Origin of the sequence: Streptomyces rishiriensis (genome assembly GCF_030815485.1) — a bacterium.
Lineage (GTDB): Bacteria > Actinomycetota > Actinomycetes > Streptomycetales > Streptomycetaceae > Streptomyces > Streptomyces rishiriensis_A.
Genome location: NZ_JAUSWV010000002.1, coordinates 8,012,867 through 8,032,670 on the forward strand (window position 1 = coordinate 8,012,867; position 19,804 = coordinate 8,032,670).

General features: G+C 71.8%; 20 protein-coding genes. 11 read left to right on the top strand and 9 right to left on the bottom strand.

What is annotated here, in order from left to right:
• Window positions 1–127 precede the first annotated feature (127 nt).
• The 4 genes from QF030_RS37780 to QF030_RS37795 all read left to right on the top strand — a co-directional run bounded on the left by QF030_RS37780 (window position 128) and on the right by QF030_RS37795 (window position 2,340).
• Entirely contained in the window at window positions 128–895 is a 768-nt protein-coding gene (locus QF030_RS37780) for a M23 family metallopeptidase (protein ID WP_307167068.1), read from the top strand.
• Window positions 896–980: 85 nt separating this feature from the next.
• Complete coding sequence (locus QF030_RS37785) at window positions 981–1,427, top strand: RICIN domain-containing protein (RefSeq protein ID WP_307167069.1); 447 nt, start codon at window positions 981–983, stop codon at window positions 1,425–1,427.
• A 194-nt stretch (window positions 1,428–1,621) separates the two neighbouring features.
• Window positions 1,622–1,759 carry a hypothetical protein gene (locus tag QF030_RS37790; RefSeq protein ID WP_307167070.1) on the top strand — a complete coding sequence of 46 codons (138 nt, stop codon included), beginning with the start codon at window positions 1,622–1,624 and terminating at the stop codon, window positions 1,757–1,759.
• Between the two features lie 140 nt (window positions 1,760–1,899).
• Window positions 1,900–2,340: a ribosomal maturation YjgA family protein gene (locus QF030_RS37795; protein ID WP_307167071.1), complete on the top strand. Its 441-nt coding sequence runs from the start codon at window positions 1,900–1,902 to the stop codon at window positions 2,338–2,340.
• Window positions 2,341–2,473: 133 nt separating this feature from the next.
• Here the strand turns inward: QF030_RS37795 and QF030_RS37800 are convergent, their stop codons facing one another.
• Both QF030_RS37800 and QF030_RS37805 read right to left on the bottom strand, forming a co-directional pair.
• Window positions 2,474–2,734, bottom strand: a complete 261-nt coding sequence (locus tag QF030_RS37800; RefSeq protein WP_307167073.1) for a hypothetical protein — start codon at window positions 2,732–2,734, stop codon at window positions 2,474–2,476.
• On the bottom strand, window positions 2,731–3,294 hold the full coding sequence (locus QF030_RS37805; protein ID WP_307167074.1) for a hypothetical protein: 564 nt from the start codon (window positions 3,292–3,294) through the stop codon (window positions 2,731–2,733). The genes QF030_RS37800 and QF030_RS37805 overlap by 4 nt, the downstream gene beginning before the upstream one ends.
• A gap of 1,069 nt (window positions 3,295–4,363) precedes the next feature.
• Here QF030_RS37805 and QF030_RS37810 point away from each other — a divergent pair.
• The 3 genes from QF030_RS37810 to gdhA all read left to right on the top strand — a co-directional run bounded on the left by QF030_RS37810 (window position 4,364) and on the right by gdhA (window position 7,196).
• Window positions 4,364–4,696 carry a MerR family transcriptional regulator gene (locus QF030_RS37810; protein ID WP_307167075.1) on the top strand — a complete coding sequence of 111 codons (333 nt, stop codon included), beginning with the start codon at window positions 4,364–4,366 and terminating at the stop codon, window positions 4,694–4,696.
• A gap of 63 nt (window positions 4,697–4,759) precedes the next feature.
• The gene (gene trhA / locus QF030_RS37815; protein WP_373428867.1) at window positions 4,760–5,563 is read left to right on the top strand and encodes a PAQR family membrane homeostasis protein TrhA; all 804 of its coding nucleotides are present in this window, start codon (window positions 4,760–4,762) and stop codon (window positions 5,561–5,563) included.
• A gap of 286 nt (window positions 5,564–5,849) precedes the next feature.
• A complete protein-coding gene (gdhA, locus tag QF030_RS37820; RefSeq protein WP_307167076.1) occupies window positions 5,850–7,196 on the top strand; it encodes an NADP-specific glutamate dehydrogenase in 1,347 nt (448 codons plus the stop codon).
• Window positions 7,197–7,742: 546 nt separating this feature from the next.
• On the opposite strand, the gene QF030_RS37825 is transcribed toward gdhA, so the two are convergent.
• A complete protein-coding gene (locus QF030_RS37825) occupies window positions 7,743–8,111 on the bottom strand; it encodes an STAS domain-containing protein (RefSeq protein WP_307167077.1) in 369 nt (122 codons plus the stop codon).
• 172 nt (window positions 8,112–8,283) lie between these two features.
• Here QF030_RS37825 and QF030_RS37830 point away from each other — a divergent pair, with 172 nt between their 5' ends.
• The gene (locus QF030_RS37830; RefSeq protein ID WP_307167078.1) at window positions 8,284–8,736 is read left to right on the top strand and encodes an ATP-binding protein; all 453 of its coding nucleotides are present in this window, start codon (window positions 8,284–8,286) and stop codon (window positions 8,734–8,736) included.
• Between the two features lie 117 nt (window positions 8,737–8,853).
• Here QF030_RS37830 and QF030_RS37835 read toward each other — a convergent pair whose 3' ends face one another.
• From QF030_RS37835 to QF030_RS37850, 4 genes are read right to left on the bottom strand one after another with little or no spacing between them, the layout of a single operon-like run.
• Window positions 8,854–9,897: a DUF5914 domain-containing protein gene (locus tag QF030_RS37835; RefSeq protein ID WP_307167079.1), complete on the bottom strand. Its 1,044-nt coding sequence runs from the start codon at window positions 9,895–9,897 to the stop codon at window positions 8,854–8,856.
• Window positions 9,887–10,951 carry a phytoene/squalene synthase family protein gene (locus tag QF030_RS37840; RefSeq protein WP_307167080.1) on the bottom strand — a complete coding sequence of 355 codons (1,065 nt, stop codon included), beginning with the start codon at window positions 10,949–10,951 and terminating at the stop codon, window positions 9,887–9,889. The genes QF030_RS37835 and QF030_RS37840 overlap by 11 nt, the downstream gene beginning before the upstream one ends.
• On the bottom strand, window positions 10,948–12,522 hold the full coding sequence (locus QF030_RS37845) for a phytoene desaturase (RefSeq protein ID WP_307167081.1): 1,575 nt from the start codon (window positions 12,520–12,522) through the stop codon (window positions 10,948–10,950). The genes QF030_RS37840 and QF030_RS37845 overlap by 4 nt, the downstream gene beginning before the upstream one ends.
• Entirely contained in the window at window positions 12,519–13,850 is a 1,332-nt protein-coding gene (locus tag QF030_RS37850) for a polyprenyl synthetase family protein (RefSeq protein ID WP_307167082.1), read from the bottom strand. The genes QF030_RS37845 and QF030_RS37850 overlap by 4 nt, the downstream gene beginning before the upstream one ends.
• A 493-nt stretch (window positions 13,851–14,343) precedes the next feature.
• Between QF030_RS37850 and QF030_RS37855 the strand changes: the two genes are divergently transcribed.
• The 3 genes from QF030_RS37855 to QF030_RS37865 all read left to right on the top strand — a co-directional run bounded on the left by QF030_RS37855 (window position 14,344) and on the right by QF030_RS37865 (window position 17,889).
• The gene (locus QF030_RS37855) at window positions 14,344–15,540 is read left to right on the top strand and encodes a lycopene cyclase family protein (protein ID WP_307167834.1); all 1,197 of its coding nucleotides are present in this window, start codon (window positions 14,344–14,346) and stop codon (window positions 15,538–15,540) included.
• A gap of 67 nt (window positions 15,541–15,607) precedes the next feature.
• Complete coding sequence (locus QF030_RS37860) at window positions 15,608–16,339, top strand: methyltransferase domain-containing protein (RefSeq protein ID WP_307167083.1); 732 nt, start codon at window positions 15,608–15,610, stop codon at window positions 16,337–16,339.
• Window positions 16,336–17,889 (top strand): FAD-dependent oxidoreductase, encoded by a 1,554-nt coding sequence (locus tag QF030_RS37865; RefSeq protein ID WP_307167084.1) that lies wholly within the window; start codon window positions 16,336–16,338, stop codon window positions 17,887–17,889. Before QF030_RS37860 ends, QF030_RS37865 begins: the two co-directional genes overlap by 4 nt.
• Window positions 17,890–17,974: 85 nt before the next feature.
• Here QF030_RS37865 and QF030_RS37870 read toward each other — a convergent pair whose 3' ends face one another.
• Window positions 17,975–18,580 (bottom strand): flavodoxin family protein, encoded by a 606-nt coding sequence (locus QF030_RS37870; RefSeq protein ID WP_307167085.1) that lies wholly within the window; start codon window positions 18,578–18,580, stop codon window positions 17,975–17,977.
• Window positions 18,581–18,917: 337 nt separating this feature from the next.
• Window positions 18,918–19,643: an alpha/beta hydrolase gene (locus QF030_RS37875; RefSeq protein ID WP_307167086.1), complete on the bottom strand. Its 726-nt coding sequence runs from the start codon at window positions 19,641–19,643 to the stop codon at window positions 18,918–18,920.
• Window positions 19,644–19,804: the final 161 nt, after the last annotated feature.

The following is a 19,804-nucleotide window of genomic DNA, read 5'->3' on the forward strand; positions in this document are numbered from 1 at the left end:
TCGACAAGTCAGAGCCCTATCGGCAGCTGTCGTGCGCTGTCATTCCGGAACGTTCCGGATGCCGCCGGTACGACGGTGACGGATAGTTTCCGCGTCATCCCCACAGGACCCTTTCGGAGGAAGCTTCGTGCGTCTGTATCCGCGCGCCGGACTCGTCACAACGGCTGCTCTGCTCCTGCCCCTGGCCGCGGCGGTCCCCGCCGTCGCCGCCCCGCCCTCCACGGTGACCGCCTACTCCGCCTCCTGCCCCACGGCCGGGGTCGTGAGCCAGGGCTACAGCAGCGCCCACGACGGCGTGGACATCGCGAACGCCCAGGGCACACCCATCTACGCCGTCGGCGCCGGAGAGGTCATCGCCTCGGGTCCCGCCAGCGGCTACGGGCAGTGGATCCGCATCCTGCACGACGACGGCACGGTGACCGAGTACGGGCACATGTACCAGCGCGACGTCGCCGTCGGCCAGCAGGTCCAGGCCGGCCAGCGCATCGCCCTGATGGGAAGCGAGGGCGAGGCGACCGGCCCCCACCTGCACCTGCGCGTCAGGATCGGCACGTCCACCACCGTCCGCGGCATCGACCCGGTGCCCTATCTGCGCGAGCGCGGGGTGAACCTGCCCTGCACCCCGGGCGGCGGCGGTGGGGAGACCACCGTCACGGCGTGGACCGAGGCGAACGTGCGTTCCTGTGCCTCGACCACCTGCGGTGTGGTCAGCACCGTCCAGGCGAACGAGAGTTACCCGGCGAACTGCTGGAAGACCGGCCAGCTCGTGACCGCCGAGGGATACACCAACGACAAGTGGGTCGAGCTGCCCCTGCGCGCGGGCGGGGTCGGCTACGTCAGCGCGATCTACCTCCAGGGCGACGAGACCGGCAACGTCAGCCGGCAGTGCGGCTGACCATGCCGCTGCCGGGTCTCCTCGCCCCGTGATCTCTGCCGCGTCCTGCGGCGTTCCGCCCTCACCCGACCGAAGGGAACCATCCATGTCCGTCTCCATCCTGACCCGCGTCGCGGCACTCGGCGTCTCCGTCGCCGCTTTCGCGCTCGTACCGGCGGCCACCGCCTCCGCCGCGGACGTGGTCAACACGTTCCAGAACCAGGCGACGAGCCGTTGCATCGACGACACCGACCAGGGCTTCCGCACCTGGGACTGTAACGGCAGCAACGCCCAGAACTGGATCGTCCACCCCTGGGGCGATGGCACCGTCCAGCTGAAGAACGCCAACACCAACCGTTGCATGTACGACAGCGACCAGGGCTTCACGACTCGGCCGTGTGACTCCAGCACCAACCAGAGCTGGTACGTCCGTCACTGGAACGACGGCACGCTCGAGCTCAAGAACCAGGCGACGACCCGTTGCATCGACGACAGCGGCGTGGGCTTCCGCACCCTCGGCTGCAACGCCGGGGAGTTCCAGAGCTGGTTCTGACACCTCGGCACAACGGCGTCCGACCGCAGGCAGGGAAGCCGACGACAACCGCCGGCTTCCCCGTGGACGCGTCGGCGAGGGAGCGTCGTACGACGGCTCTCGTCGGCGCCCCGGCGTCCGTCATGCCGACCCGCCTTCGGGGCATCCGATGCCTGTCGCATCGCATCGCGGTGCACTTACCGATGGGGGGTGACATGGTCGACAGAGTTCCGACGGTGACGGCGGCGGGGGCACGAGCCCCTGATTTCGTCCCCATGTGGGTGCAGTTGCTGATCGTCGTGGTGGCCTTCGGGGTACTCGCGGTGAGCGTGCGCCGCCGCAACAAACGATGATCGCTGGTCCTGAAGCGCGCCGGCGGCACGGCGTGGGGGAGGGCCCGCCGCTTTCCGAAGCCGTCCGCGCTCGACGACGACCTGCGCGCGGCTGGGGCGTACTCCAACCGCGAGCGCCGGCCGTCGGGCAGTATGACCTCGTGGCTCGCATCTTCGAAACCGATGACGGCGCCGCCGTCCAGGGACGGACCCGTCTGGTGGCGGTCGGCGCCGCGGTGGTGACCATCGGCGCGGGCCTGGGAGTCAGGGCAGGGGTGTCGGGAGACCTGGCCAAGTACGGCGGAGACGCGCTCTACACCGTCCTGCTGTTCACCCTTGCCGTTCTGATGGCACCGCGGGTCACGCCACTGGCGGCCGCCGGGGGCGCGCTGGCCGTCAGTGGCGCGGTCGAGCTCCTGCAGCTCAGCCCCATACCTGCGGAGCTCTCGCAGCGCAGCGTTGTCGCCCGTCTGGTGCTCGGTTCCACCTTCAACGCATTCGACTTCCTCTGGTACGCCGTCGGCGCGGTGGTGGGCTGGCTCGTGCACACCGCCGCCGGTTCCTTCTGCTCACGCCGTGATGCCGAGCGGATCGAGGGCTGACCGCCCCCGGCGCGGGCAGCCGCGGCGCCCGGCAGGTCGCACGCGGCGACCTGCCGGCCGAGCCACGGCCACCCGATCCGGGCGGCGTGGCTCGTGAGTCCGCCCGTACGGCAGTCGGTGCTGCCGCCGCCGCTCACAGGTGTGTTCGGCGGCGGAAGGCGATGACACGCAGAGTCAGCGCGACGGCCAGGAGAATCCAGGCCACGACGGAGTACGCCCACGCAGTCTCCTCGCGCAGGGCGCCGATGGAGCCCCAGATCGCCCAGGCCGCCAGGACGACGCAGAGTGCGGTCCACGCGATGTCGGCGATACGGGTCTGCAACTGAGAACGTTGCCGGGTGCCGGGCTCCAGGTCGCCGAGTCCGGGGTCACCGGGTGCCTCCCGCGATGTCATGCGTCGCCTCCTTGCCGGTTTCCGCTGTGATGCGGGGGAGCTGAATGGCCGTCGCCTTCGAGTGCCGCGCGCATGGCTTGCAGGCGTCGATGCCGGAGGTTGCCGTTGCCGACACTCCATGCGAGGAAGACCACGGTGAGCAGGGCGAATCCGATCGTCTGCCCGGTGCCCGCGGTGACGGCCGTCAGTGCCGTCACGGCGCAGAACATGGCCGCCAGGAACGCCAGGGCCGCGACGCGATGGCGCGTGCGGTGCAGGCGCTGTGCGACCAGAGCGCGCATCGCCTCGCGCTCCTGGGGGTCGACGGGCACCTCACCCCTGCGCAGTCTGCTGTCGAGCGACACCAGACCGGCCGCCCCGCCACCCGCCGCGCGCTTCTCCTTCTTGCGTATGACGAGCACGACGACGATGCCGCCGATGGAGGTGAGTGCGGTGCGCAGTACGACCGAGAACGCCGAGTTCCCCGGGTACAGGAGCATGATCAGGGCGCTGGCGCAGAGGACCGACAGCGCCAACTGGAGCCACAGGTGTCTGCTCAGACAGTCGTTGACACGTTCCACGATGGTCCCTCCCGTGCGGATTCGCACGTCCGCGTACCCCGCCCGGTAGCCGCGACACCTCAAACCTGCCTGGTCAAGCGGAAGTTGACGATCCGATAGTTCGGTGACGGAGGCCGATCGGGGTTCGGCCGCGGTCCCGGGGGAACATGCCGACGTGGGCGGGCCGGTTCCGCGGGGGCGGGGCCGCTGCCCGAGGCGGCGCCCATCGGTTCCCGGCCGGCCCGCCCGGCCGTTCCCGGCCTTGTGCTGGCCCCATCCGGTGCTGTCCTCCGCCCGCCGCGCGGGGCCGGATGCGCGAAGCCGTGGGCGCGAGGTCATACCTCTCCATCCAGCACCCGGAAATCTGTGTTGGCGAGAGTAGACATTGGGCGGTGACATGGTTATGGTTTCTCTCGTCGGCCAGAGAGGCCGACGGTCCGGCAGAGACGAAGTGCCGGGCGGCAGTACCGCAGTTGCAGTGCGCAGGACGGTGCGGTGGTGGAGTTCCGAAGCCAGAGCGGTTGCAGGACGGCGACGGGACTGACGGCCGGACCGGGTGGCCCGCAGGCCAGGGGCGCCGTCAGCAGTACCGGTAAGTGAAGTGGCAGTACCCAGCAGTGAAGTCAGTGAGCAGCACCTCGGTGAAGGCGTCGGCTGCGGACGCGCGCACCGGGAGGTTCGACAGTGGGGTTCCAAGCCGGAGCAGACGCAGGACGGGCGACGGGGCTGGCTGTCGAAGAGCGGCGCTCTCACAGGCCGCTGAGCAGTACCAGCAGTACGCAGTAGAGCAGTACCAGCAGTACGCAGTCCCCCTTTGGTAGCAGTTGATCATCCAGGGAAGAACGGAGGAGCCGAACGCCATCAGGATCGCCCGGGCGGAAGCCTTGAACCCGGGTACCGCAGGACATCGATAGTGAGGTGGTCTCCGGTCAAGCAACCGCGATCCCAGCATTCCCGGCGGCATTTCGGTCGGGTCTGCGGAGACAGAAGGCCGGCGCAGTAACAGGGCCGGCAGATGGTGTAGCAGTTCCTTCGGGCCCTGGCGCCGCACGGTGCCAGGGCCCCTCTACGCGTTGACACAGAGGTGCAAGTGACAGCAGACGATTCGTACAACCGACTCGACGACGATGACTACCCCGCCTACACCATGGGCCGGGCCGCCGAAATGGTCGGCACCACCCAGGGCTTCCTCCGTGCCCTCGGCGAAGCCCGCCTCATCACCCCGCTCCGCTCCGAGGGCGGACATCGCCGCTATTCCCGCTACCAGCTGCGGATCGCCGCCCGCGCCCGGGAACTCGTCGACCACGGGACGCCCATCGAGGCCGCCTGCCGCATCATCATCCTCGAAGATCAGCTCGAAGAGGCACAGCGCATCAACGCGGAGTACCGCCGCGCCGCATCCCGGCACACAGCCGGTATCTGACCCCCCAGTCCCCGCGGCGGCGCGTCAGCCCGCACGCTTCCGTCGATTCCAGAACAAGAGCGCATGATCGCCGAAGACACTCAGCCGCCGGCACACGGCCGGAAGCCCCAGCCCGGCCTCGACCCCACATCCGACGACGTGCACACCCCCGCGGCCGATACGCCGGCCGGCCCGACCGGCCGGCTGACCGCCGGACAGGCAACCGCCGGCCTCGAGGACGGGATGGAGCGCGCGGCGGCCGCACTCAAGCCGCGGCTGCGTGGCTGGCTGCACGCCGGCGTGTTCCCGCTCGCGCTGGCCGGCGGCCTCGTCCTGACCGTCGTCTCGCATTCGGCCGCGGTTGTGGCGGCCTGCTCGGTGTACGCGCTGTCGGCCTGCCTGCTGTTCGGCACCAGCGCGGTCTACCACCGCGGGACATGGGGCCCGCGCGGGGAAGCGATCCTGCGGCGGTTGGACCACGCCAACATCTTCCTGATCATCGCCGGCACCTACACCCCGCTGGCGGTGCTGCTGCTGCCCGAAGGCCGGCAACGGGTGCTGCTGGCCGTGGTATGGGCGGGCGCCCTGGCCGGCATCGCCTTCCGCACCCTGTGGATCGGCGCTCCCCGATGGCTGTACACGCCGTGCTACATCGTCCTGGGCTGGGTGGCCGTCTTCTACCTGCCCGACTTCGCGCGCAGCGGCGGCACCGCGGTGGTCGTACTCGTCATCACCGGCGGTCTGCTCTACACCGCGGGCGCCGTCGTCTACGGACTGAAGCGCCCCGACCCGTCACCGGCCTGGTTCGGTTTCCATGAGGTCTTCCACGCCCTCACCATCGCCGCCTTCACCGCTCACTACACGGCCATCCTCCTGGCAGCCACCTGACCGCACCGCCGGTCGGCCGCCGCCGCTGCTCCTCGATGCTCGTGCGAGCAGCGGCGGTCATGCTCCTTCCGATCCGCCGTCCGGGGGCCGCTCGGTGCGGGCGGGCAACGCCTGGGCCCGCGGCGCCCCGCACGCTCACGCGCCGAGCGCGGCAAGCCCCGGCCGCTGATATCGGTGACTTCTGGGCTGACACAGCGACTCTTGTCGTCCGTATTCGTTGACAGGACAGCGGCCAGGCACGCTGGACGAGGTGAGTGCCTGGCGGAACACAGGAGAGCAGGCGCGCATGAACCCCAGTGCTCACATCGAGGCCGTCTACGCACAGGTCTGCCGGCGCAACGCCGGTGAGACCGAGTTCCACCAGGCGGTGGGAGAGGTGCTGCACACGCTGGCGCCGGCATTGCAGGCGCATCCGGAGTACGTCGACGCGTTGATCCCCGAGCGGCTGTGCGAGCCCGAGCGGCAGTTGATCTTCCGGGTGCCGTGGGTGGACGACGCGGGGCGGGTACAGGTCAACCGCGGCTTCCGGGTGGAGTTCAGCAGCGCGCTCGGCCCCTACAAGGGCGGTCTGCGTTTCCACCCGAGCGTGAACCTCGGCATCGTGAAATTCCTGGGCTTCGAGCAGATCTTCAAGAACGCGCTGACCGGACTGGCGATCGGCGGCGGCAAGGGCGGCTCGGACTTCGACCCCAAGGGCCGCAGCGACAACGAGGTCATGCGCTTCTGCCAGGCGTTCATGACCGAGCTGTACCGGCACCTGGGCGAGCACACCGACGTCCCCGCCGGCGACATCGGAGTGGGCGGGCGCGAGATCGGCTACCTCTTCGGCCAGTACAAGCGGATCACCAACCGCTTCGAAGCGGGAGTCCTGACCGGCAAGGGAGTGTCCTGGGGCGGCTCGCAGGCCCGCACCGAAGCCACCGGCTACGGGGCGGTGTACTTCGCGCAGGAGATGCTGGCCACGCGCGGACACGGTCTCGACGGCCGCAAGGCCGTGGTCTCCGGTTCGGGGAACGTCGCGCTCTACGCGATCGAGAAGGTGCACGCGCTGGGCGGGTCCGTGGTGGCCTGTTCGGACTCCTCCGGCTATGTGGTCGACGCGGACGGTATCGACCTGGAACTGCTGAAGACGGTCAAGGAGGTCCGGCGGGCGCGACTGTCCGCCTACGCGGAGGCCAAGCCCACGGCACGGTTCTCCGAACGGGGCTCGGTCTTCGAGGTGTCCTGCGACATCGCGCTGCCGTGTGCCACACAGAACGAACTGGGGGGACAGGAAGCGGGGGTGCTGGTGAAGAACGGCGTCCTGGCCGTCGCCGAGGGCGCCAACATGCCGTGCACCCCCGAAGCGATCGAGGTCTTCCGAGAGGCGGGCGTCCTGTTCGGTCCCGGCAAGGCCGCCAACGCGGGCGGCGTGGCCACCTCCGCGCTGGAGATGCAGCAGAACGCCTCCCGCGACGTGTGGACCTTCGAGCAGACCGAGACCCGTCTGGCGGCCGTCATGCGGGGTGTCCACACCCAGTGCCGCACCACCGCCGAGATGTACGGAGGCACCCCTGACGACTACGTCCTGGGCGCCAACATCGCGGGCTTCCTGCGGGTGGCGGAAGCGATGACGGCCCAGGGCGTCGTGTAGCGCAGGCCGTTGTGCGGTAGGCCGCGTCCGGTGCGCGTGGGGCACGTGCACCGGACGGCGCATGCCGCCTGGACCCGGCGCGCGTGTTTCCCCGCCGGTGCGTTCGTTGTCGGCCGGACCACCGCCACCGCCGGTGTCGCGCCCCACGAGGCCGGCACCGCCTCGGGCCCGCTCGACAGCTCGCGCCAGATCGGGGCGACGCTTCGGTCCAGCCGCCCTCGGTACCGCGGTCGGGCACCGCACCGGCGGCACCCCCGGCCACCCGCGGCCCTCAACGAGGGGTACGCCCTCGGCGTGAACCTCAGCGCCGCGCTCGTCGTCGCCGCGCTCATCGCCTTCACCGTGCTGGGCCGGGCGGCGCACCGGCGGACGCGCCCGCGACCACCACGGGTACGCCGACCCCTGCCGGGACGGCGTCGGCGCCGGTGCGGGGCGTACCACCGTGACCGGGCCTTTCGCCCCGAGCGCGAAGAAGACGCTGGATCTCGCGCTACGCGAGGCACGGCGGCCGCACCACACCCGCACCTGTACTGAACAGTGCGGTGGTCAGGGCTCGAGGGCCTGCTCCACGGTCGGGTGGCAGGTGATGAGGGCATCGATGCCGACCAGGCGCAGGACGTGCAGGACGGGTTTCTGCGCGGCGGCGATACGCACCCACCCCTCGTCGCCGCTGACGGCCTGGTGGGCGGTGACGAAGACGTTGATACCGCTGGAGTCCATGAAGGTCACGCCGCTGAGGTCCACCACGATCCGCGACGGCGGCGCGGCCTCGTCGGGGGCCAGCAGGGCGTTGCCGAGGACGGTCTTGACGTCGTGGTCGATCTCACCCCGCACGGTGACGACGCGCACGCCGTCGACCATGCGGTGTACGACGGAGAACCGGTCCGGCCGGTCCGCATACTCGTTGTCGGTCACCGTCTCCTCGACTGCGCTTGAGCCTGCCCCGGGTCGGGGCGTGTAGGGAGGATTCTGCCCCATCGCCCGGACCACATGCGTTCAGGCGGCTGTACCGAACAGGATGCCGTGGGCATGTATGGCGAGATCGCGGGTATCGGCGCGTCGTGAACGGGGAATGAGGGCGACGCCAGTGGGATCCCATGACGACGGTGACGGCTGTCCCGCGTCGGACGAGCATGTGACGCGTGCCGGCTATGCCCTGGACGGCAGAGACGGCTGCATCGCCGAAGCCCGACATCACGCCGTCGCCTTCCTCGACCAGGCCCGTGCCGACCATCATCTGCCCGTGTCCGCCCGGGCGCGGGACCTCACCCAGCTGGTGGTCAGTGAGCTGGTCACCAACGCCCGCAAGTACGCTCCCGGCCCCGTCCTGATGGAGCTGAGCATCACCGCCCGCACCGTGGACGTCATCGTGTGGGACAGCGACCCCACCGTTCCCGCGGCCCGGGCCTCCGATCCCGACAGGATCGGCCAGCACGGCCTGGAGATCGTCAAGGCCGTCACCGAGAGCCTCTCCGTCGAGGAGCAGCCGGTCGGCAAGCGCATCACAGCCCGCATCGCCCTTCTCGACCCACCGCGGTGACGAGTGTCGACCGCGAGGAACTCCAGGAGACGGCCGACGCCGCCCTGCGTGACTGGCCGCTCTCCTGAGACCCGCCCCGGTGCGCACCAGCGGGCGGGCAGTCAGGTGTTCGTCCGCTCAGCCGGGGAAGCGTCCCGTCGAGCGGAGTTGCCAGCGCCGCTCCGCATAGGCCAGGTCGTCGCGCCACAGGCGTCCGGCGGCGGCCCGCATCAGCGGGCGCAGCAGTGGTGTCATCGCGCGGGCCGCCGTGAATCCGGGGCGGTCCGACGCCGCGACGACCGCCTCCACCACCGCCGTGCGTGGCCGGCCCCGGTCGTCGGGGCCGAGCGGGGTCGCGTGCGTCTCGACCACCGACCCCTGGCCCTCGCCCTCCGTGATGTGCATGACGACCGTGCGCGGCTCGGGCGCGGTGAACACGGCGCGGACCGGCACGACGAGCCGTCCGGCGAGCTTGAACGAGACGTCCACGGTGAAGCCGTCCTCCTCCGGCGGTCCGTCGTCGGCGCCCGGGCCCGTCCTGCCCGCCGTCGCGGGAACGTCGGCGACCGTCAGGTCCACGAAGGAGTACGGGTGGAACCAGGCGCCGTGCCACGGGTCCAGCCGGTTGGCGAGGACGTCCTCCGGTTCGCAGGTGCCGACGCCCACATAGACGGCTGACACCGCTTTCGCCAGTACGGGCCTGACCGGCACCACCGGCGCCTCCAAGGGAGGTTCGCCGCCCGCCTCGTCCAGGCGCACCCACACCAGCACGCCGTCGTCGTACGCGGGCAGCGGTTCCCAGCCCGCGAACGGGGAACCGTTCAGGGCGAGTCCGTGCCAGTGGCAGACGAGCGTGCCGCACCTGACGGGGCTGTCGCGCAGCGGCGCCCCCAGATGCGGGCAGACGCCGGGTCCGGCGACGAGTCGGCCTGCGGCGTCGCGCCAGACGACGACCTCCTGCCCGGCGACGGACCGGGCGAGGGGCCGGTCGTCACGCACGTCCCGGGTCGGGCCTACGACGTACCAGTTGCCCGAGGGGCGTGCCTGCGCGCGCTTCAGCGCCTGAGCGATCACCGCGGGGCGGGCCTCGCGCCACGTCGGACGCTGACGGTCCCAGGCCACCGGGTTCCTGCGCAACGACAGCGGAAACCGTCCGCGGCGGATCGAACGGTCAGCCCTCATGTGTGACCTCCTCGTACACGGTTCCGCGAGAACCGCCCTCGACACGGGGTGCCTGTCGACGCGTGGTCCCGTCACGACCGGCAGGCCTGAACGGCTCAACGGCGCCGTCCTTCCTGGCCAGGCGGGCGGCGGCCCGGGCCACGGCCAGACGCACCAGCCCGTCGACAGCCACGGCGGCGCGCCGACGCCGCGGGACCACGGCCCGGCGGTGGAGCACCGCGTATCCGTCGGCGGCGACCGAGTCCAGGATGCCGCTGTACAGCACGAGAGCCGCACGGATACAGGGACGCGACACGGGATCGAGCATGGCGATGCCCGGCGCCGCCTCGCGGTAGACACCCCGCGTGAGGCTCTCGAACGTTTGGAGTGCTTCGCCGATGCGCGGGTCACGGCGGCCCTTGGCGCGACTCCACTGCAGCAGTTCCCGGTCGACGCCGTGCGCGGACAGCAGGTCGGCGGGCAGGTAGACGCGTCCGCGGTCGAGGTCCTCGCCCACGTCGCGCAGGAAGTTGGTCAGCTGGAAGGCGACGCCGAGGGCGGCAGCACGCGGGGCGGCCTCCTCGCGCGGGACCACCACGCCCAGGATCGGCAGCATCTGGAGCCCGATGACCGCTGCGGATCCGTGCATGTACGCGCGCAGGTCGTCGTAGGTCGGGTAGTCCGTGACCTCCAGGTCGGTGCGCATGGACGCCATGAAGTCGCTGAAGTGCCGGTGATCGATGCCGTACCGCCGGGCCGTGTCGGCCAGCGCGAGGACGACCGGCTCGGAGCTGGTGCCGTCCCGGAGCCCTCGCTGGAGGCGTGCGTGGAGGCGGGCGAGGTCGGCCGCTCGGCGATGCGGCGGGACGTCCTCCTCCAGGGAGTCGACGATGTCGTCGGCCCAGCGGGCGAAGCCGTACAGGGCGTGTACCGCAGGGCGCCGCTCCACGGGCAGCAGCCGGGTGGCGAGGAAGTACGTCCTCCCGTGCCGGGCGTTGAGGCGACGGCACCGGGCGTAGGCCTCGCGCAGAGCAGGCTCGGTGATGCCTGCCGCGTCGAGTTCCCGGACGGTCATGGGCATGTTCCTTCCGGCACGGTCGGCGAGGCCGGCCGCATCGCGGCGGATGGCGGGGCCGGCGCGGCGCGTCCGGGGACACGGGCCGTGTGCCGCCCCGTGATCCGGGCTGCCGCGAGCTTGCCGGACAGCAGGACGGTGGGGACGCCGACGCCGGGCGTGGTGCCGCAGCCTGCGAGGACGGCGTTGTCGATGCCGCGGACGAGGTTGCGCGGCCGGAACGGGCCGGTCTGCGCGAACGTGTGCGCGACCGCGAAGGGGGTGCCGGCCGCGTGACCCTGGGCCGTCCAGTCGGCGGGGGTGACGAGGACCTGCTCGTCGATGGCGTCGGCGATGCCGTCGAAGCCGCGCCGCTCGAGCTCCCGCAGGATGCCGTCGCGATAGCGCGGACCGAGCTCGCTCCAGGCGGCGGCGTCCGGTCCGATGTCGGTGTTCGGGCAGGGCGCGAGGATGTAGTGGAGGTGGTGACCGGGCGGGGCGAGGGTCGGATCGGTGGCGGTGGGCCGGGTGATGAGCAGCGAAGGATCGCTCATCAGCCTGCCACTGCGGGTGAGTTCGTCGAAGGTGCGGTGCCACCGCGCGCCGAAGGAGAGTGTGTGGTGAGCGAGCCCGGGCCAGGTCCGGTCGGTCCCGGCGTGCAGGACCACGGCCGACGGTGCGTGCCGGATCCGCAGGGGGCGGCGCGGGGTCTGGCCGAGGAGGCCGTAGGAGACGGGCAGGTCCGGGGTGAGGACGACGGCGTCGCAGGGGATGCGGTCCTGCTCGGTGACGACGGCGGTGACACGGCCGGCGGAGCGTTCGAGCCGGGTGACGTCCTGCCCGAAGCGCAGGTCCGCGCCGGCCTTCGAGGCGGCGTCCGCCATGGCTTGCGGCAGGGCGTGCATCCCCCCGCGCGGGAAGTACACGCCGGCGACGGTGTCCATGTAGGCGATCACGGCGTACGCGGCCAGAGCCCGCTTCGGCGTCACCCCGGCGTACAGCGCCTGGAAGGAGAAGACGCGTCGCAGGCGTTCGTCGCGCAGATGCCGGCCGATCCCCGCGTCCAGCCGACCGAATCCGCCGAGGGCCGCCAGCCGGGCCAGGTCCGGCGTGAGCAGCTGGAAGGGAGAGTCGAAGTTGGCGTCGATGAAGCGCCGCATCTGCGCCCGGTACAACTGCTCCAGCCACTGGCGCAGCCGCCGGTAACCCGCGGCCTCGGCGGCGCCGGCGAAGCGTTCCACTTCCGCCTCCATCGCCTGCGCGTCGGTGTGCACGTCGATGCCGCTGCCGTCCGCGAAGAGCGCTCGGTAAGCGGGGTGCAGAGGGACGAGGTCGACGCGGTCGCGGAGCTTCTCGCCGACCGCCGCGAACGCCTCGTCGGCGAGGTCGGGCATGGTCAGCACCGTGGGTCCGGTGTCGATGCGATAGCCGCCGCGCCGCAGACGTCCGGCGCGGCCTCCCGGCAGCGCGTCCCGTTCGAGCACGGTGACCCGGCGGCTGGCGCCCAGCAGATGCAGCGTGGCCGCCAGGCCGGAGAGCCCGGCGCCGATCACCACGACGTGGTCCGTGGGTCCGGGAACGGTCCTGGTCATCGCCGGGCTCCCTCGGCGCCGGTGGCCAGCAGCAGAGCCGGGGACGTGCCGCCTTCCTCCGCGCACGGTCCGCGTGCGGGCGTGGGGGTCGTGCCGGCCGAGGCGTGCAGCAGCCGTCGCAGGCGCCTTCGGCCGTCCGGCTCCAGCGCGGCGGAGTCGAGGTGGCGCATTCCCCGGGCGACCAGTCGGTCGATCTTCGCCTCGACGACGTCCCTCGCGCCGGTGTCGACCAGCACGTCACGGACCTCGTCGAGACGGCTCTCGCAGAGGTCGGCCCGCCCGAGGGAGCGCCGCAGCACGGAGATGCCGTGGACGTCCCCGGTCGCCTCGGCCCGGGCCTGCGCGACCGCCACCAGGTAGGTGGGTTTGCCGGCCCGGATGTCGCCGCCCGCGGGTTTGCCGGTGTGCCGGGGGTCGCCGAACACGTCGGCGAGATCGTCGCGCAGCTGGAACGCGATGCCGACGCACCGGCCCGCCGAGCACAGGGCCGCGCTCCGGGTGGTGTCCGCTCCCGCCAGGGCGGCTCCGAGCGCCAGAGGACGTTCGACCGAGTACAGCGCGCTCTTCAGGCAGGCGGCGCGCAGGGCCCGGGCCACGGACAGGGAGGAGGTGGCCTGGCCGTGGATGTCCAGGTACTGTCCGGCCACCATCTCCGTGCGCATGGTGCTCCACAGGTCGCGCACGGCACGGGCCGTGACCGGGTCCGTCTCGACCGCCGCCATGGTGTCGTCGGCCCAGGCGAGGGCCAGGTCGCCGGCAAGGATCGCCGCGGCCTCGCCGAAGCGCCGTCCGCGGTCGGCCTGAACGGCGTCGGCGTACTGGGCCGTGACGTCGGCGTGCAGGGCGAGCCGTCCCCGGCGCATCCGGGAGCTGTCCATGACGTCGTCGTGGACCAGGGCGCAGGTCTGGATCAGCTCGAGGGCGGCGCCGACGCGCAGGGCGGCCTCCGCCTCGTCGGTTCCGCCGCCGCAGGCGCGCAGGGCCCACCACACGAACTGGGAGCGCATGCGCTTGCCTCCCTCCGTGGTGCACCGTGCGACGCGTTCGGCGAGGTCGCGGCCGAACACCGGGTCCAGTCCGGCCGAACGCTCGACCCGTTCGGCCAGGAGACCGTCCAGGACGCGTCCCACGGCTGCGGGCACGTCGGCGTCGACGGCCGCCAGGGCTTCGCAGGTGCGGGGGACCTGTGGCCGGGGCGGGTCCTGGGCGAGGTCACCGGGGGAGCGGCGGCCGTCGGCGATGGCATGCAGGCGGTCCGCGGGGAGCTCGGGCCGAGGGTCGGGTGCCTTCTCGGGCACAGGAGGTTCCGTCGCCTCGGTGGGGCGCATCCTGGTTCCTTTCGTCATGGTCGCTTCGGGCTCTGCCGTTATGCCTTCCGCGGCCCGCGCATCCGTGGATGCGCCATCGGGGGAGAATGTGTGATCGGGTCCCGATCTCGGGGACGACCGCGCATGTCGGCGCGGCCGCGGTCGGTGCGCGAGAAACATGTCCTGCGACGGGCCTCGAAGCGGGGAGGCGAGCCTCGGAGACCGTGGTGAGAGCCGTCGTGCGTCACCCGGTCGGCGGCTCGCGGCCCGGTCCGCGGCGTACGAGCCGGGCCGGCTCGCGACCGGCCCGCGCGATGAGCCGAACCCGCTGTCCTCCGCCTCGCCCTCCCGGCTCTCGGGTCCACCCGGCCGACGAAACGGTCGCGCCTGCATCCGCCGAGGTGTTTCAGGGTGAATGCTTCTGACCACCCGTCGGCAGCAGGCACGCCGTCGGCGGGAAGGTCCGGACGCACTGACCGGCCGCAAGACGACGGGCCGCACGACAAGGGAGCGGATGGTGCTGCACGCGGAGGTGGCCGTGCTGGGCGCGGGGGCGGCCGGACTCTCCCTCGCCCACCACCTGGCGCGCCCCGGCCCACGGGCACGGCGGTTGTCCACCGTGCTGGTGGAGGCCCCACCAGGTCCTCTCCGTCCGCCGCGCCGGACCTGGTGCTTCTGGGAAGCGGGGGCCGGCCGCTACGACGACGCCCTGACCGCCGAATGGCAGCGGCTGCGCGTGCACGCCCCCACCGGCCGGCCCACCGAGAACGACATCGCCCCGCTGCGCTACAAGATGCTCCGCTCCGACGACTTCGAACGCCACGTCGCCCGCACGCTGGACGACAGCGGCCACGTCCGACGACTGCAGGCGGCCGTCGAGACCGTGAGCAGCGACAGCCACGGAGCACGGATCCGCGCCCGCGCCGACGACGGCCGTCCCGTCACCGTGACCGCGCGCTGGGTCTTCGACTCGCGGCCGCTCGCCTGCCTCCCACCGGCCCGCACCACGCTGCTGCAGCACTTCCGCGGCTGGTTCGTCCGCACCGACCGGCCGGTGTTCGACCCCGGCACCGCGGTCCTCATGGACTTCCGCGTCCCGCAGCCACCCCGGGGACTCGCCTTCGGATACCTGCTGCCCACCGACCCGCACCGGGCACTCGTGGAATACACCCAGTTCTCCGACGCCGTGCTGCCGCGGCAGGCCTACGAGCAGGCGCTGCGGCACTACACCGACGACGTGCTGCGCCTCGGCGGTTTCGACATCACCGCGACCGAGACCGGCGTGATCCCCATGACCGACGCCCGCTTCGCCCGCCGGGCGGCACCCTCGGTCTTCCGCATCGGCGCCGCGGGCGGCGCCACCCGGCCGTCCACGGGATACACCTTCTCCGCCGTCCAGCGACAGACGCGGGCCATCAGCGTGGCCCTGCACGCGGGACGCCACCCCCTGCCACCACCCGCCCATTCCGCCCGCTCCCGCGCCATGGACGCGGTGTTGCTGCGGGCGCTGGACAGCGGCCGCGTCGACGGGGCCGCGTTCTTCGCCCGGCTCTTCGCCCAGGTGCCGATGGAGCGACTGCTGCGCTTCCTCGACGGCGAGACCCACCTGTACGAGGACCTCTCCGTCGGTGTCCGCACACCCGTCCTGCCGATGCTCCGGAGCGCGGCGGAACTGCCCTGGCTTCGCCGTACACCGCGCCACGAGCCATGACCGCTGCACGACGACGTGCCCCCGCGCCCCTGTCGAGAAGACCGTACGACCTTGTCGAGGAGACCGTATGACCCTGTTGCGCGACGAGGAGCTGGCCGCCGCGTTCGACCACGCTTCTCGCAGCTACGACACACTGGTCGCCGCCAACCCCGGCTACCACGGCCACCTTCGTCGCTCGGCACGCCGGCTCGGTCTGCCCGACGGCGGCGCCGGGCTGCGCGTCCTGGACCTCGGATGCGGCACCGGTGCCTCGACCGCCGCCCTGGCCGCGGTCCTCCCCGGCGCCCGGATCACCGCCGTGGACGCCTCCGCGGGGATGCTCGAGCGCGCCGCCGGCAAACCATGGCGCGACGGTGTGACGTTCGTGCGGGCACCTGCCGAGCGGCTCGCCGAGGCGGGCGTGCACGGCCCGTTCGACGCCGTCTTCGCCGCCTATCTCTTCCGTAATGTCACCGATCCCGACGCGGTCCTCTCGGCAGTGCACGAGGTGCTGGCCCCGCGGGGACGCCTGGCGGTGCACGAGTACACCCTCAGCGGCCGCATCGCCCACCGCGCCGTGTGGACGGCCGTGTGCCGGGGCTTCGTCCTGCCCGTCGCCACCGCGCTCGGCGACGGCGACCTCTACCGGCATCTGTGGCGCAGTGTGGTGGAGTTCGACACCGCGGACCGCTTCGCCGCCCGGGTCCGCTCCGCGGGCATGCGCGACGTACGGGTACTGCCCCTGCCGGGATGGCAGACCGGCATCACCCACACCGTCGTCGCCCGCCGAGCGGACGCCGTCGCGGAGAACGCCGGATGACCCCGTTCCGGCGGTCGACCACCCCCCGGCGCGGCCGGGACCGGCGCGCCCGCACCATCCTTCCCACCCCGGGGGCACCGCGCTGCACCGGTGAGCGCCCCTTGACGACCGCGGTCGTGGGCGGCGGCATCGCCGGGCTCGCGGCCGCCACCGCCCTGGCCGAACGGGGCGTCCGCGTCACCCTCTACGAACGCGAATCCGCCCTGGGCGGACGCCTGGCCGGCTGGCCCACCCTCCTGTCCGACGGCAGCACCGTCACCATGAGCCGCGGCTTCCACGCCTTCTTCCGCCAGTACTACAACCTCCGCGGGCTTCTGCGCCGCACCGATCCGGGCCTCGATCGCCTGAGCGGACTGCCCGACTACCCCCTGCGGCACGGCAACGGCATGCAGGACAGCTTCCGGCACGTCCCGCGCACTCCGCCCTGGAGCGCCCTCGGATTCGTGGCGCTGAGCCCGACCTTCGGACTGCGTGACCTCGCCCGCATGAATCCGGTCGCCGCACTGCCCCTCCTGGACGTGCGTGTTCCCGGGGTCTACACGCGGCTCGACGATGTCAGCGCACACGAATTCCTGGCGTCGATCCGCTTCCCCGAGGCGGCGCACCATCTCGCGTTCGAGGTCTTCTCCCGCAGCTTCTTCGCCGACCCCCGCCACTTGTCCGCGGCGGAGATGGTCCTGATGTTCCACATCTACTTCCTCGGCTCGGCCGAGGGACTCCTGTTCGACGTTCCGGCCGAGCCCTTCCCCTCCGCGCTCTGGAATCCTCTCGCCGGCTATCTGCGCGGCCACGGTGTCGACCTGGCTACCGGCACCCGCGTCGACGCCGTGGAGCCCACCGCGGACGGCGGCTTCCGCGTCGTCTCCGGGGCGGGGGAGGAACGCTACGACTCCACCGTCCTGGCCCTGGACGCCGGAGGTCTGCGCTCCCTGGTCGAGCGGTCCCCACGCCTTGGGGACCACGCGTGGCGCGAGCGGATCGCCAGGCTGCGCACCGCGCCGCCCTTCCTCGTCTCACGCCTGTGGCTCGACCGCCCGGTCGCCGCCGACCGCCCGGGATTCCTGGGAACCAGTGGCTACGCAACCCTGGACAACGTCAGCGTGCTGGAACGGTGGGAGGGCGAGGCCGCGCGCTGGGCCTCCCGCACCGGCGGATCGGTCGTCGAACTGCACGCCTACGCCCTGCCGGACCGTCCGGTCCGTGACGTGGAACAGAAGCGCCTGCTGGAACAGCTGCACCGGGTGTACCCGGAGACGCGGGCGGCGACCGTGGTCGACGCCCGCCACGAGTGGCGCTCCGACTGCCCGATGTTCCCGGTCGGCGGATATGCCGACCGGCCGACCGTGCGCACTGCTCACCCCGCACTGGTGGTGGCCGGCGACCTGGTCCGCACGGAGCTGCCCGTAGCCCTGATGGAACGCGCGGCCACGAGCGGCTTCCTCGCCGCCAATGCGCTGCTGGAGCGCTGGGGAGTCACGGGCCAGACCCTGTGGACGGTACCTGACCGCGGACGCGGCGCGGTGCTGCGCGGGATCGCGCGACTCGGCTGATTCCGCTGAAGCGGCGGCGACGCGGGTGGCGTTCGACATCGCGAGCAGGGCCACCCGCGTCAGCAGCGTGTCGATCGTCGCGAGGTCAGGACGGCGGTGCGGGCAGCGGCATCGCGTTGAGCGCCCGGGCTGCGTGGACGAGGTTGGAGGCCATGGCTCGGCCCGTGGAGGCGGCCCAGTCGTGGCCGCGGTCGTCGTCGAGATAGTCGGGGCCGGGGCCGGGGCCGAGGTGCCAGTAGGTCCAGGACTGACCGGGAATCGTGAAGCCGATGTCGCCGAGCGCGCCGTTGATCTCGCTGATGACGTGGTGGGCGCCGTCCTCGTTCCCGGTCACCAGGACACCGGCCACCCGGTTGTAGGCGACCGGACGTTCCTCGTCATCGGTCTCGCTGAGCATCGCGTCGAGCCGTTCGAGTACGCGCTGGGCGACGGAAGAAGGGCGGCCGAGCCAGGTCGGTGAGGCGATGATCAGGATCTGGGACGACAGTACTTTCTCGTGTACGCCGGGCCAGTCGTCGCCTTCCCCCATATCGGTCTCGACACCCGGCTTGAGGTTCAGATCGACCGCACGTACGACGTCGACCTCCACCCCGTGGCCCTGCAGGGACGCGATGACGGTGCCGGCGAGGGCCTCGGTGTTCGAGGACTGCGGTGAGGGCTTGAGGGTGCAGTTGATGACGAGTGCGCGCATGGGACTTCCTGTTCCCCGATCGGCGTCACTTGCACAGTGCCCCGCACCCCGTTCCCCCGATCGGTGGGGACCGTGGGCAGGCGGGACCGGCAGACGCTCCTGAGGAGCGGAACGAAGCGACCTCGAACCACGTCCCGGCCTGCCTTCACCGCATGGGCCCGGCCGCCGCCCCTCCCTGGTCCGCCTCCGGCCGGAACTCCCCACGGCTTCGGCGCAGCGGCCGCTTGGACGGCACCGCGAACCGCCTGCGACGATGCACCACAGGGCGGCTGCCGTGCCGTCGTGACCCGCCTCGCTCACGTGACCTGCGCACCACGCCGGCGGACACCCCGCCAGGTCAGCCGAGCTTGAGCAGGAGTTCGGTGAGCTCGGCCGGCATGGTGATCATGCAGTCGTGGCCGGTCGCCAATTCCCATACCTGTGCCGGGGCGCCGTTGGGCTGTGTCGCGTGGACGGGGCGGCGGTCGAACCCTTCGGGATTGCCGACGACGCAGTGGATGTGCGTCTGCGGGATCGTGCGCAGGGCCGCGTTGTCCAGTCTGACCGGTTGCTGGAGGGAGCGCACCGGCTGATCCGACAGCATCGAGCGCAGCCACGCGACGTCCGCCGGGTCGGTGACCCCGAACAGACCTGAGGGCGGCGGCAGTTCGGGGAGGGGCGGGACCCGCCAGCCACTTCCGGACTTCTCGGCGAGGTCGATCAGGACCCGGGTCACGGGCATGACGTCGGCCGCGCTCTCGCCGTCCTTTGGCACCATCGCGTCGAGGTAGACGAGATGCGCGATCCGGTCCGGCACACGGTTGGCCGCGGACGAGATGACCAGCCCGGCGTAACTGTGTCCCACGAGGACCACGTCGGTGAGGTCTTCGGCGGCGATCAGGTCGACGATGTCGTCGACGTGGGTGTCGAGCCCCACCTCGGCACTGAGCAGATGCGCCTTGTCGCCGTAGCCGGTCAGCGACGGCGCGACCACCCGATGTCCCGCCGAGGCCAGCAACGGGACCACCCTCTCCCAGCACTGCCCACTGTGCCACGCACCGTGCACCAGCAGATACGTCGTCATGGTTTCGCTCCTCGCTGTGCTTCACACCGCCCCTCGCCTCGACGGGTCGGCGAGCGGTCGCCGCCGCTCGGCGGGCCGTGGACCAGGCTGGTCCCCGCGCGCCGACCGGACCAGGGCCCCCGTGATCCTGGGGGTGACAGGACCAGGAACGCGCGCCGTCG

Coding starts and splice junctions, on each gene's coding strand:
- QF030_RS37865 (WP_307167084.1), top strand. CDS start 16,336: ATGACCCCGTTCCGGCGGTCGACCACCCCCCGGCGCGGCCGGGACCGG.
- gdhA (WP_307167076.1), top strand. CDS start 5,850: ATGAACCCCAGTGCTCACATCGAGGCCGTCTACGCACAGGTCTGCCGG.
- QF030_RS37840 (WP_307167080.1), bottom strand. CDS start 10,951: ATGACCGTCCGGGAACTCGACGCGGCAGGCATCACCGAGCCTGCTCTG.
- QF030_RS37870 (WP_307167085.1), bottom strand. CDS start 18,580: ATGCGCGCACTCGTCATCAACTGCACCCTCAAGCCCTCACCGCAGTCC.
- trhA (WP_373428867.1), top strand. CDS start 4,760: ATGATCGCCGAAGACACTCAGCCGCCGGCACACGGCCGGAAGCCCCAG.
- QF030_RS37860 (WP_307167083.1), top strand. CDS start 15,608: ATGACCCTGTTGCGCGACGAGGAGCTGGCCGCCGCGTTCGACCACGCT.
- QF030_RS37800 (WP_307167073.1), bottom strand. CDS start 2,734: ATGACATCGCGGGAGGCACCCGGTGACCCCGGACTCGGCGACCTGGAG.
- QF030_RS37855 (WP_307167834.1), top strand. CDS start 14,344: ATGGTGCTGCACGCGGAGGTGGCCGTGCTGGGCGCGGGGGCGGCCGGA.
- QF030_RS37785 (WP_307167069.1), top strand. CDS start 981: ATGTCCGTCTCCATCCTGACCCGCGTCGCGGCACTCGGCGTCTCCGTC.
- QF030_RS37835 (WP_307167079.1), bottom strand. CDS start 9,897: ATGAGGGCTGACCGTTCGATCCGCCGCGGACGGTTTCCGCTGTCGTTG.
- QF030_RS37790 (WP_307167070.1), top strand. CDS start 1,622: ATGGTCGACAGAGTTCCGACGGTGACGGCGGCGGGGGCACGAGCCCCT.
- QF030_RS37875 (WP_307167086.1), bottom strand. CDS start 19,643: ATGACGACGTATCTGCTGGTGCACGGTGCGTGGCACAGTGGGCAGTGC.
- QF030_RS37845 (WP_307167081.1), bottom strand. CDS start 12,522: ATGACCAGGACCGTTCCCGGACCCACGGACCACGTCGTGGTGATCGGC.
- QF030_RS37850 (WP_307167082.1), bottom strand. CDS start 13,850: ATGCGCCCCACCGAGGCGACGGAACCTCCTGTGCCCGAGAAGGCACCC.